The sequence below is a fragment of the Flavobacterium sp. F52 genome, from assembly GCF_000278705.1.
In the GTDB taxonomy this organism is placed as follows: Bacteria; Bacteroidota; Bacteroidia; order Flavobacteriales; family Flavobacteriaceae; genus Flavobacterium; species Flavobacterium anhuiense.
Genome location: NZ_AKZQ01000023.1, coordinates 257,316 through 269,622, shown reverse-complemented (window position 1 = coordinate 269,622; position 12,307 = coordinate 257,316). Strand labels below are relative to the sequence as shown.

At 40.6% G+C, this 12,307-nt stretch carries 13 protein-coding genes; 9 read left to right on the top strand and 4 right to left on the bottom strand.

What is annotated here, in order from left to right; genetic code table 11:
• Positions 1–2: 2 nt before the first annotated feature.
• The 8 genes from traJ to FF52_RS08460 are packed head-to-tail and all read left to right on the top strand — an operon-like array spanning position 3 to position 5,659.
• A complete protein-coding gene (gene traJ, locus FF52_RS08495; RefSeq protein ID WP_008464616.1) occupies positions 3–1,007 on the top strand; it encodes a conjugative transposon protein TraJ in 1,005 nt (334 codons plus the stop codon).
• A 12-nt stretch (positions 1,008–1,019) separates the two neighbouring features.
• Entirely contained in the window at positions 1,020–1,643 is a 624-nt protein-coding gene (gene traK / locus FF52_RS08490) for a conjugative transposon protein TraK (protein ID WP_008464615.1), read from the top strand.
• Positions 1,644–1,656: 13 nt separating this feature from the next.
• Positions 1,657–2,094, top strand: coding sequence for a hypothetical protein (locus FF52_RS08485; RefSeq protein ID WP_008464614.1), 438 nt, complete (start codon positions 1,657–1,659; stop codon positions 2,092–2,094).
• Positions 2,095–2,114: 20 nt separating this feature from the next.
• Positions 2,115–2,399 (top strand): hypothetical protein, encoded by a 285-nt coding sequence (locus FF52_RS08480; RefSeq protein ID WP_008464613.1) that lies wholly within the window; start codon positions 2,115–2,117, stop codon positions 2,397–2,399.
• On the top strand, positions 2,386–3,708 hold the full coding sequence (gene traM / locus FF52_RS08475; protein WP_008464612.1) for a conjugative transposon protein TraM: 1,323 nt from the start codon (positions 2,386–2,388) through the stop codon (positions 3,706–3,708). Before FF52_RS08480 ends, traM begins: the two co-directional genes overlap by 14 nt.
• 23 nt (positions 3,709–3,731) lie before the next feature.
• The gene (traN, locus tag FF52_RS08470; protein WP_008464610.1) at positions 3,732–4,625 is read left to right on the top strand and encodes a conjugative transposon protein TraN; all 894 of its coding nucleotides are present in this window, start codon (positions 3,732–3,734) and stop codon (positions 4,623–4,625) included.
• A 21-nt stretch (positions 4,626–4,646) separates the two neighbouring features.
• Positions 4,647–5,207, top strand: coding sequence for a conjugal transfer protein TraO (locus FF52_RS08465; protein ID WP_035691152.1), 561 nt, complete (start codon positions 4,647–4,649; stop codon positions 5,205–5,207).
• Positions 5,208–5,218: 11 nt separating this feature from the next.
• Complete coding sequence (locus FF52_RS08460) at positions 5,219–5,659, top strand: DUF3872 domain-containing protein (protein WP_008464607.1); 441 nt, start codon at positions 5,219–5,221, stop codon at positions 5,657–5,659.
• A gap of 194 nt (positions 5,660–5,853) precedes the next feature.
• Here FF52_RS08460 and FF52_RS08455 read toward each other — a convergent pair whose 3' ends face one another.
• Positions 5,854–7,947: a hypothetical protein gene (locus FF52_RS08455; RefSeq protein ID WP_035691150.1), complete on the bottom strand. Its 2,094-nt coding sequence runs from the start codon at positions 7,945–7,947 to the stop codon at positions 5,854–5,856.
• A 155-nt stretch (positions 7,948–8,102) separates the two neighbouring features.
• On the opposite strand from FF52_RS08455, the gene FF52_RS23145 reads away from it, so the two are divergent.
• Positions 8,103–9,176, top strand: a complete 1,074-nt coding sequence (locus FF52_RS23145; protein ID WP_008464605.1) for a papain-like cysteine protease family protein — start codon at positions 8,103–8,105, stop codon at positions 9,174–9,176.
• 414 nt (positions 9,177–9,590) lie between these two features.
• Here FF52_RS23145 and FF52_RS08445 read toward each other — a convergent pair whose 3' ends face one another.
• Genes FF52_RS08445 through FF52_RS08435 form a run of 3 tightly spaced genes read right to left on the bottom strand, consistent with a single transcriptional unit; the run spans position 9,591 to position 12,294 of the window.
• Positions 9,591–10,397: a PRTRC system ThiF family protein gene (locus tag FF52_RS08445; RefSeq protein WP_008464604.1), complete on the bottom strand. Its 807-nt coding sequence runs from the start codon at positions 10,395–10,397 to the stop codon at positions 9,591–9,593.
• Complete coding sequence (locus tag FF52_RS08440; RefSeq protein WP_008464603.1) at positions 10,397–11,122, bottom strand: hypothetical protein; 726 nt, start codon at positions 11,120–11,122, stop codon at positions 10,397–10,399. The genes FF52_RS08445 and FF52_RS08440 overlap by 1 nt, the downstream gene beginning before the upstream one ends.
• Positions 11,119–12,294: a hypothetical protein gene (locus FF52_RS08435; RefSeq protein ID WP_008464601.1), complete on the bottom strand. Its 1,176-nt coding sequence runs from the start codon at positions 12,292–12,294 to the stop codon at positions 11,119–11,121. The genes FF52_RS08440 and FF52_RS08435 overlap by 4 nt, the downstream gene beginning before the upstream one ends.
• Between the last annotated feature and the right edge of the window lie 13 nt (positions 12,295–12,307).

Genomic DNA, 12,307 nt, shown 5'->3' with positions numbered 1-12,307 from the left:
AGATGGAATGGAATAATCTTCACGAAGTCCTGCGTTCGCTATACGATGACATGATGCCGCTTGCAGGTGATATGGCAGCGGTAGCTAAAGGTTTGGCCGGACTGGGCGCGCTGTTCTATGTAGCATTAAAGGTCTGGCAGGCGTTAAGCCGTGCCGAACCTATTGATATGTTTCCACTGTTGCGGCCTTTTGCCTTGGGATTGTGTATCATGTTTTTTCCCACGATCGTTCTTGGAACCGTAAATGCGGTGCTAAGCCCTATAGTTACAGGAACACATGCTATACTCGAAGACCAGGTGCTTGACCTGAACAAACTACAGCAGCAAAAAGATCAATTGGAATACGAAGCAATGGTACGAAATCCCGAAACTGCTTATATGGTTTCGGATGAAGAGTTCGACAAGAAGCTGGATGAACTCGGCTGGTCGCCTTCAGACATTGGGACAATGGCAGGAATGTACATGGATCGTCAGGAGTATAAGATTGAGAAAGCCATGAAAGAATGGTTCCGTAATCTTTTGGAAGTACTGTTTCAGGCGGCAGCATTGGTGATCGATACCATCAGGACATTTTTTCTTATCGTCCTGTCCATACTTGGCCCGATTGCCTTTGCTATTTCCGTGTGGGACGGTTTTCAGTCTACGCTTAATCAGTGGTTCACACGATATATAAGTGTCTACCTCTGGCTTCCTGTAGCGGACCTCTTTAGCTCGATGCTCGCCAGAATTCAGTCCCTGATACTGGAGCGTGACATTGAAATGCTGTCTGATCCGACATTCATCCCCGACACTTCAAATACCGTGTATATCATTTTCATGATTATAGGAATCGTAGGCTACTTTACTATTCCAACAGTGACAGGCTGGATTATCCAGGCCGGCGGAGCCGGGAACTTTACCCGCAATGTCAACCAGACAGCGATGAAAGCAGGAAATGTTACCGGAGCAGGAGCCGGTTCAGCAGCAGGAAATATCGGCGGCAGGCTGATGAGCAAACAAAACAACTAATTATTAAAAAAAATGGAATTTAAAACGCTAAGAAATATCGAAAACAGCTTCAGCCAGATAAGATTGTATGCTATTGTGTTTGCCGTACTCTGCACAGCCATTGCAGGATATGCCGTATGGAGGTCTTACAGTTTTGCCGAACAGCAGAGACAAAAAATATATGTGCTGGACAATGGCAAATCACTCATGCTGGCACTCGCTCAGGACGCGTCCATCAACCGTCCCGTGGAAGCAAGGGAACACGTAAGGCGCTTCCATGAACTGTTCTTTACGCTAGCTCCGGATAAAAACGCTATCGAGAGCAACATGAAAAGGGCATTTAATCTTGCCGATAAAAGTGCCTTTGATTATTACAAAGACCTCTCTGAAAAAGGATATTACAACCGTATCATATCGGGCAATGTGCAGCAGCGCATTGAAATAGACAGTGTGGCCTGCAATTTCGAGAATTATCCGTATGCCGTGCGCACCTATGCCAAACAGTTTATCATCCGTTCGAGCAATGTGACAAAACGTAACCTTGTTACGTCCTGTTTTCTGGTTAACTCCGTCCGCTCGGACAATAACCCGCAGGGCTTCAATATTGAGAAATTTTCCGTGGTGGAAAATAAGGACATAGAAGTCATTGAACGCTAAAAAATTAAGGGATATGAAACTTTTACTTGATTTAGACGCATTCGCACGAACCCTGACAGATAAGGGATATGACGGTTATTTCCAAACTGAGAGCAGTTGTCCAGGCAAACTAAAGGATAGTCTTAGTGGGTTTTTGGAGACTTGGGAAAATGGTACTGAAGCTCCATTATCAGCAAATTATCTCCGCTTATCTACCTATCTCGAATGGAATGGCGAAGACAAGCCGAAGGTTGAGTGCAATATGCGGGTAAGATACGAGAACGGGAAATTCGATTTAGGGGATACAGAAATGTATTTAAAAAGAACAGACCGCTACGGGCATTTAATGAAGGAATCTAAACTGACAAACCTTACAGCAAGTTCGGTTCCGACAATAAAGGAGGCAATTGCCCAAGTGTCAGAAAAACCTAAAGAAGAGATTGCTCCGCGAAAAAGAGGGTTTAGAATGTGATCACCCATAATCTTTAAATTATGAAAACAATAAGAATAAATATAGACAAGTGGTTTGACAAGCAGGATAAAAGCTGGCGGGCCTTATCCTTAGACAGACAGCGAAGATATACGATCTGCCTTTTTTTAGTGTACCTGCTGCTTACCGCCGTGGTTATTTTAAAAGTGTGGTACGACACTGCAAAATCTGATAACAGGATGGTCATCGAGCATATTGACAACCCTGTCCGTAAAAAAGAAAGTCCTGCCTCCCAATTGGACTCATTATCAACAAAATTAAAAGAAAAGATTTATGAAAGAAAATGAAAAAAGGGTCAGCGTTCTGGTTGAAGAAGCTGACCAATCCAGAGCATCCAATCTGCCCGATGATAAAAAGAGCGGCAAAGAACAGCTTAAAAAACCGGTAATATTCATACTTATGGGAATCGTGTTTCTCGGATGTATGTACCTGATATTTAAACCGTCTTCAGACAAGAAGGAAATCGAAAATATCGGGCTTAATGATGCCGTCCCGCAGGCCAGCGAGGCCGGGATGCAGGCTGACAAACAGAAAGCATATGAACAGGAAATGCTGGAACAGAAAGACCAGGAAAAACGTAATGCCCTGACCACGCTGTCCGATTACTGGAATGAGGACAGTTCATATAAAGACAATCAGGATACACTCGCTGACCAGGAAGATCAAAGCACGGGTTTCGGCAACAATCCGGGAAGGTCAGCTAATCCAGCACTAAACAGTTACCGCAATTCTCAAAGTGCGCTTGGCTCCTTTTATAAGGATGATAATAATGAAACGCAAGAACTCCGCAGACAGCTTGATGAGCTGAAAGAAAAGCTGGCTGATAAAGACATTCCCAAAAGCGTGACAGTTGATGACCAGCTGGCACTCATGGAGAAGTCCTATCAGATGGCTGCAAAATATCTTCCTACAGGTGCAAGTACCGGTGAGGCGTCCTCCAACAAAGGCAGTACAGCTGCTGCCAGTACGCAAAAGGAATATTTTGTGGCTTTCGCTCCTGCAGGAAAAAAAGCCGTTTCGGCTTTGTACAGAGAGCCTTCAGATAGTGCTTTTTTAGCGGATTGGAGCGCAAATAAAAACAGGAATTTTTATACTCCGGGATTTGTACAGCAGATCGCACAGCCGAAAAACAGTGTGAAAGCCTGCATACAGGAAACGCAGACAATTATTGGTGAAAGCGGCGTGCGCCTGCGTTTATTGGAACCTGCCCAAACCCCTAACCGCACCATCCCGCAGGGAACGCTCTTAACGGCAATCGCTAAATTTCAGGGAGGTCGTTTACAGATGAAAATTACTTCCATAGAACTCGATGGTAATATTATCCCGGTAGACATAACCATTTATGACTTTGACGGTCAGCAGGGTTTGTACGTCCCGTATTCTCCTGAAATGAATGCCCTTACTGAGATGGCCGGTAATATGAGCCAGACTTCTGGAACGAGCCTGATGCTGACCCAATCAGCAGGACAGCAGGTTGCGGCAGATTTGAGTAGAGGTGTTGTACAGGGCATTTCGGGCTATTTCTCCAAAAAAGTAAAAACGCCAAAAGTTACCCTGAAAGCTGGCTATCAGGTATTTCTTGTCTCTAAAAAATAATAGAAAACTAAAATAAATTAACAATGAAAAATTATTTAAAAACCTTTTGGGCAGCTGCCCTTATGATCGGCTTTGCCGCTACCTCTTTTGCGCAGGAAACTGCAAAAACTTCGCTTGCCTTGGGCAGGATAGAATCGTACGAAATGCAGGTTACTTACGACAAGACTTCTCACCTGATTTTCCCAAGCGCAATACGTTACGTGGATCTGGGAAGTGAGTACTTAATTGCAGGAAAAGCAGAAGACGCAGAAAATGTGCTGCGCGTAAAAGCGTCGGTAAAGGACTTTGAGGCTGAAACCAATTTTTCGGTGATTACCGACGACGGGCGTTTCTACAGCTTCGACGCCTATTATAGTGCCTGCCCATCTACATTGAGTTACAACGTTCTGGCAATGCAAAAGGCGATGGATAGATCCGCTGGACAAGATGTGCTATTTGAAGAGCTGGGGAACAATTCGCCATCTCTGGCAGGTTTGATACTGGAAACAATCTATAAAAAGGACAAACGTTTTGTAAAACATATCGGGGCGAAAAGTTTCGGCATTCAGTTTGTTCTCAAAGGAATTTACATCCATAACGGTAAATACTATTTCCATACCGAACTGGATAATCGCACGAATGTTCCCTTCCAGATTGAATTTATGAACTTCAAGGTGATAGATAAGAAAATAGCCAAACGCACCGTGATACAGGAAAGACCGATGCTGCCGCTTCGGAGTTACAAGCCATTGGGTGTGATTGGCGGTAAAGAAGTCGAACAAAACGTATTCCTTTTGGACCAGTTTACCATCGCCGATGAAAAGGTATTGCTGATTGCCATTTTTGAGAAGAACGGTGGAAGGCATCAGACGCTTCAGGTGGAAAATTCGGATTTGATAAAAGCCCGATTAATTAGCGACATGCACCTGAAGTTTTAGTAATCCATTAAGCAATAGAAAATGAAAAAGTATATCTATACAGTAATGCTCGTTTTGATGAGTATCACAATTGCGCAAGCACAACGTATGCTGCCTAAACAAAAAGGACTGGAAGTAAATGCAGGTGTATTATCCAATGACAAAATCGGCAATGATTATTACATTAATGCGGCCATGACCGTAAATGGTAAAAACGGGAATTACCAGCTTTGGGCTTTAGAGTATGCACACCAATATTATCAATATAAAGACCTCCGCATTCCGCAGGAGACCTATACCGCAGAAGGCGGCTACAGTTTCTTCCTGCTGGGTGATGCCCGTAAGAACATTACATTCAATGCAGCCATAACAGGTGTCGTTGGGTATGAAAGTATCAATCGAGGCGAAGAGCTTTTATTTGACGGGGCGAAAATTGTAAGTGAAGACAATTTCATTTACGGTGCTGGCGGACGGCTGTCTTTTGAAACATACCTGTCCGATCATTTTGTATTAGTCCTGCAAGGGCGTACAAAAGTTTTGTGGGGTACTGACCTGAAGCAGTTCCGCCCATCCGCAGGTGTGGGATTAAGATTTAATTTTTAAAACGAAAAACGATGACAGCATTTTTTAATAAGTTGAGAATAGGATTAATGCCGGTATTGCTGGCAGTCCTGATAAGTTCTGCTACACTCTTATCCTGTGATAAGGACGAACTGGAAATACAGAATAATTTCCCATTTGAGGTAACGGTGATGCCCGTACCTAAAGAAATTGCTAATGGAAATACCGTGGAGATAAGGTTTACTATAAAGCCAACGGGTAATTATAACAATGCACACTATTTCATTCGCTATTTTCAATTTGACGGACAGGGCACATTGCGTTATTATAGTGAACCGCCTTATCAGCCAAATGATTTATATTCGATACCAACAGAGCAGTTCAGACTGTATTACACTTCGAACTCCAACGTTTCCCAGTCTTTTGAAGTGTGGATTTCAGATAGCTTTGGGAATGAAAAACAATTGAGTTTTGACTTTAACAGTAGCGATTAGCAGTACCCATTATTTTATTACAAGCAGTAAATTTTCTCATTTTAAGCACAACCCGGAGATTATCTTCGGGTTGTTTTATTGTCAGTTGTAAAAACACTATAAATTTACAATGTACATTTTGAAAATCGTGATATTTATCTAATTTAAATTATTATAATCATTGTCTTTATCTATATCAAGTAGAAAATTTTAAATTAATCAAATTTAATTTTAACTTTTTTTGCATTTTTTAATGAAGTATTAAGCGTAGCATCTTCTTTTGCTGGTGGAGCGGTTGTAGTTGTCGCTGCTGTATTGGCAGTAGCAGTTGCTCCCGCGGTGTTAACTGCAGGTGTTACCGCCGCAGGACTTGTTACTGCCGGCGTTGTTGTAGCTTCTTTTGCTGGGACTGTCGCTACAGCTTTTGGATGCCCTGAATTGCTGTTTGGTGTCTTTACAGATTCAAATACGGTATAGGAGACGGCCACAAAAAAGCCTGCAGCAATCTTTTTACTGTACTCTAAATCAATAGGAGCAGCATAAAGTTGGGTACCTATATCGGGGTAAAGTTCACCCTTTAGTTTTTCCATCTGTACAAAGGAGGCGCCAACAGTAAAATTAAATTGCTTATCCTGACCGAAGAAACCCGTCACACCAAGGAAATAAGCCATTTCAACTTTATCTAAAATGGTAGCTCCTACACCTATGGTTGCTCCAAATCCAAAATAATCCGTAATTTTATTTCCGAGATTAGCGAATGCTCCGATACCAACTGGCAATCCGTTTTGTCCCGATTGCACGAGTTTGTATTGTGAGGTATCGTCAATCACACCATTCGATGCCTGACGCTGCCAGCCGTAAGTAGCTGTCTTAAATTGATTGTGGATGGCCACGAACGGTCCGGTACTGAAACTGTAAAACCATTTATTTTTAACTCGGAATTCTACTGTGCTATGATCTTCGTACAAAGGTGACGTCTGCCATTTCTTGGCTTCTTCAGAAGTATTAGGCATGATATCTACCGATAAAATCAGGCTGTTGCCTTTTGGAAAAATTGACGGACTTATAAACTCAAAATTATCCTTGACGAAATTATTCTCAAAATGAACAAGTTTTAAAAGTTTCTCATCATCGATTAATTCAAGTTTCTTTCCAAATTCGGTTAGGGATGCCAATGATGTTTTCACTATATCCAGTTGTTTTGCCGCTGCATCCAGATCCAGTTTCAACTGTATAGCCTGTTTCTTTGTAGTGTTAGGATCAGCAATCTTTTTTTCATAATCTGCTTTGTCTTTTTCAAGATTACTTTGTTTGGTATCGAAATCAGATTTCGCCTTTATAAAACTTATTTGCAGTGCTAGCAATTGCGCTGAAAGTTTACTGAATTTTGAGGCTTGCTGATCTCCGCAGCACTTCGCATTATTGGGAAGGCACACACTGTATGCTTTGAGATAATTTTCTAAAATGCTGTTATAACTCTTTTTAAACTCCTGGTATTCTGACAGAAAATTTGTCAGCGGCGTATTGTCTGGGTCAGCTCCTGCCGCACCACCGCCGAGAGCGGCCTCAGCAACTTCAGCGGCTGCCTCTTTATTAAGCAGATTAATCCCTTTAATATCAAAACCTTCTCCGAGGAAAAGCTTTTTAAAAAGTTCCGGTTCATTACTTTTTAGTAATACGTCATCAAATGCAATCTCCACATTATAAAGGTATCGGTTAACATTAATCACCTTAAACCGAAGCCTTTCATTATGTTTTACCTTGACGTCTTCAAGACTCTTTACAACGCCTTGGTTGGGTTTAATGAATTCTTTGCACTTAAAATCATAGATTAGATCATAATCTCCACAGTCTTCACATTCTGCAGTGGGATAGAAAATACAGCCGCTTTTTAAAAAATAGACAGACTGTCCGTTAATGCTTAGTTCAAATCCATCTGCAGTACCGCCTGTGAATTTAACTTTTGTAAAATTATCAAAGAAGCCAAAATTTCCAGTAGCTGCTGAGATTGCAGAAACATATTTTACATTCGTTATGTCCAAGGAGCCAATCCCTTCAGCAAATCCAAAACTTTTTAAATTTTCATTGATTAGATAAGTCAGCTTTGGATTTTTTAAGCCGGCAAGAAAAGCGATATATTGTGCGGGATCATTTGATGCAGGATAAGCAAGTGAGCTTTCACATATGCTGTTAGAATTTAGTACAGCCGGAGGATTAAAATAATTATGAAAAAATGGCTTTTCCTGTGCATGGCAAGCTGCAGCAGCAACAATCGCAGTAAATAAGGACAACATGTAATTTTTTTTCATAATTTCTCATATAAAGTTCTGATAACAAACATAGTAAAACAAATTGAAACAATAGTTTTTTGTTAATATTTATTTTAACATCCTGTTAATTTTTCTAAAAATACCTTACATTTGTTTATAAACAACCTGAGCAATAATTATATCCTTTTTTCACTATGGCATCAAACACCCTGCTTCCTTTTGATATGTTCCAGCAATTAAAAAATAACTGGTGCTGGGCGGCAAACGCAACCAGTACTTCACTGTATTACAATCCGACCTCAATATGGACGCAATGCAAAGTGGCAAGTGCCTGTTTGAACATAAATGACTGCTGTTCCGGAAAAGCAGTAGCCTGCGATGTATATGGTCTATTGGATCTGGCTTTGACAAAGACGCAGAATTTTCGAAAACTGGTTTACAGGCCATTGACTTTCAGTGAAATCAAGACCGAGATAGATCAAAAGCTGGTTATAGGCGTAAGAACAGCGTGGCGTGGTGGCGGAGCTCATTTTTTATCAATTTATGGATATGATGATACTTCCGGCACGGAATTTATTTATCTTGACGATTCGATATATGGTAAAAACTATATGGAACTAAGTATCTTTAATACAAGTTACCAGAATAGTGGAACCTGGACACACAGTTTTTTAACTCAATCACCTTTTTCTAATATGATTAAGTTTAAGCCAGTTGATATTAACCTTCTCGAAAAGGCGCGATCACTTTCTCCGTTTTCGATTTTGGAAGAATTGGGAAAATTAAAATTTTCACATAAGATGTTGCCAATTCATGCTATGGCACACGATATCTATTTCATAGATTTTAATTCCTTAAAGGGTAAAGGCCAGCCACAAATAAAAAAGACCGGGGTACGACTTTTAGATAACGGTTCTAAAGGGAATACCATCATTTATGAATTTGAAAATGAAGATAAAGAAGGTACTTTGCAGAAAATAATTCATGGAAATCAATATGTAAAGCGATATAAAAATCTATTGTTTAAAATTGAACGCGAATATCAGAAGCTGATTGATAATTACGAACTGCGTATCGTACAGCAACCCGAACTTAAGGTAGAAGCTTTTTGGTTGCATAATAATAAAAAACAGGATAAATTTATTCCGTTGCTAAATAATGAATTTCTCAAAGCTAGAAGCATTTACAGTGAAGAAGACTTCTTTGAAAAGCTGAAAATAGCTGCCACAAATTTTCAGCAATTGGATAACGAATTGCTTGGAGGTTAAATGCTGCCTATCTGCTATCTGCCATATTAATATTTACAACTTGGAAGGGTATCTTAGCTCTTCAATCCAAAGAATCAATTTCTTGTAAGTAAGGTGTTAATTTTTTTGTTTTGAGGTAAACCAAATTTTACAATTTTGATTTTTGTTTTTTTTCTTAAATAACAATTTGTAAAATTGAATATCAATTCTAATTCTGCGGCGTTCTTTTGCTTCTTTTCTTTAGCCGCTTGTACGAAAAGAAAAGAAGCCCTCTAAAAGAACAAAAGGGATACTGCATATCCCTTATAAAATTTTCGCAGTCTGTTTGATAAAATGGCGCATTGTGCATTTTTATTAAAATGACTGCACCGCTTAAACGCAAAAAGACTGTCCCGACCTTTTGGGAGGGAGTGTCTTTTTGCCGCCCGATTTGGATCAGGCGACTTTTAGGGGTTGTGACTGAAAATTTCCAAGATTAAGGAAAAATCCCCTGTACTCGGTCATGCCATAGCGGAACAAGCTCCACAAGAGCGAACATCCCATTTGTGCCAAGGCAGAATTGATAAACAATTCCTGTTTTTCCAAGGCTTCTGCTAAGGAACAGCTTGGTGTCTCGCCCTGTTCTTCGGACTGCAGCAGCAATTCCCCAAACTCTTCGGTAACAAATGGCAGGCTTGCCACCGTTTCATACTTTTCAGAATTGGGCTGCTTAATTTCTCCAATAGTGGATAATATGACCTGTCCTGTATGTTGGCTGTTGCCAAAGTCTAACCAATATTTAGGTGTGTCTCTATGATTTCTGCGGTTGCATAATTCTTTAAGTATTTCAGCAACGCCAAACCTCGCCTGTACATTGTCCACACAAGTAATATAGATAGTTGCCTCTGCATTTTGGGGCAGTCTTCCCAAACTATCTTTCTCAAATTTCACTGTTTCCGATTTCCAATAAGTTCCCATAAAACGATTTGCCCGATTAATGAGGGCAACCGATTTATATAACCCAACCTCGCATTCTGCAAAACGCTGTCTGCCTAAGTTGGCACTTGTGATGACATCATCATCCCAAAGGCGGACGGATAAGCCTGCGTGCCCCAATTCAATCAGGCTGTGGTTCATTTCCATTAAGGCGGTCAGTACTTTTGAACCCGTGCCTCCTGCACCGATTACATTTACGGCAATAGGATTGGTCGGATTTATGAGGTAGTTATCCGTAAAATGTATTTTTGTTTTCTCGGTATTCATCACAATAGATTTTTAAGGGTTTTGTTATTTTTTTTAAGTACCTCTTTAGGAAAGGACTTATCTGAATTGATTAGGTCTTTCCAAAGGTTTACACAATTGCCTTTTATTGGGCTGTTTCTTCCCAATAAATGGCTGAAATAGGAATTAAAAAAGTAGTCTTCCCAACCGTTGGTAAATTCTTCCACCGAAGCCGAGTTTTTAATATTGATATTGACCGAACCCATACATACTTTCCCATCTTCATAGATGTTGAAAAATGGTGCGTAATGCAAAGGTGTTTTTTCTGTCGGTCGTCGGTCGCTTGCCAATGCAAATACCGTAAGACTATTTTTGTTGGCATACCAAATCATTGGCGGTGCATAAGCCATTCCATTGGGTATTTCCAAACCGTCCACAAAATACATTTGTCGTCTTTGTGCTTTGGTATACCACAATACCGAACTTTTATCTGCATTATGATTAATCTGCAGTATGTTGGTCGGCAGTATTCCATTGGATTTTAAAAAGGCTTTGTCCTTGTCCTTTTCTGTTACCAATGCCCCTGCCAATGCTTTTGCCTCCCGTTCTGTGAGCGGGTGGGCATTAATGGGAGTACCGTTCTTGTCCATATCGAAATATTCCACATATACATCGCTGTCGGCTCCTTTGGTTTCATAGAAAACGAGTGCGTTTTTAGGATGGTACAGCGTACCAAAGCTTTCTGTAATATCTATTGTGTTTTTCATCTTTTTGTAGTTTTATAATTATAAAGCAGACTGCACATATCGTCCAAGAGGGCAAATAATCTGTTCTCAAAATCAAGGCTGTTTTCCGTTATCCCTTTTTTGTCAAAACGTTTGCAGATGGTCGGTTCCTGCATTTCTGCGTACTCTTTAAACTCGTTGTTGATGCTCTCGGCAAGGTTCTCATACAGCCATCCTTTTGTATGCGATATAAAGGAAATATACTTTTCCATACCAATGGTTTCATTGTCGTTGTCATCGTTTTCATGGTCCTGTTCAGTCATTGGCGCATTTCGGAAAATGCTTGCGTTCGGATATTGCGTAAACAGCGCAAAGGCATTGCAAGCTGTGAGCCAACACTCATGGTCGAATGCATCGCTTTTTTTAAAAGTGTTTAAACGCTGAGCGAATACCTGTAAACTCATAGGGTTAAAAATCTTTTGCTCTATGCAGTTTCCAATAAATTCCGCTTTTTCAAACTCAAGTTTATACGCTTGGTTTTCCTCGGTTTCATCGTCCTGCTCCAACCATTCTTTGTGCATTTCATACATCCAATACAGATAGCTGCTTTCCTGTCTGAAATAAGGAATATCGGCAATGTGATACAGGTAAGAGCAGACAGAAATAAGCAGTTGGGCGCTTCTTTTGCGCTTGGGGTCGTGGAGCATCTGATACAGCGGTTCAATCGGTATATAATACAGGGTTGTGCCTGTGTTGTATTTTTCCTCACTGATGAAATAGGTTTTCTTACTGTCCTGTACCAAACGTAGTTCCTGCCAATTCAAAACACTTTGCTTTAGCTTTTCTTCTATATCCCATATAGCCAATGCCATATTGTAAGGATACTCAAATTGGTTGGTTTGCATAGGTTCAATATTATAATGCTCTGCAAGTAATGACAGCGACTTGTAAAAATCCTTGTGCGTTTTTGCTGTTTCCATACAATCCTGTACCGTTTCAGTTTCTTTAAGTCTGGGCAGGAACGAAGTCTTTAGAAAACCATTGGCAGCATTTCCACAGGTACTGACCTGCGTTTGTCTTTTTGAACCTCGTTGGCATCCTTTGGTTTTTGCATCCATTGGGCGAACTCGCTGAGCTGCCTGTACAACTGCCTTTGTCGTTTTTCTTCGGGTGGCTTTATTGTTCCCGATATGATATGTTTTTGCATAATCCATTGCTTTAAAATTT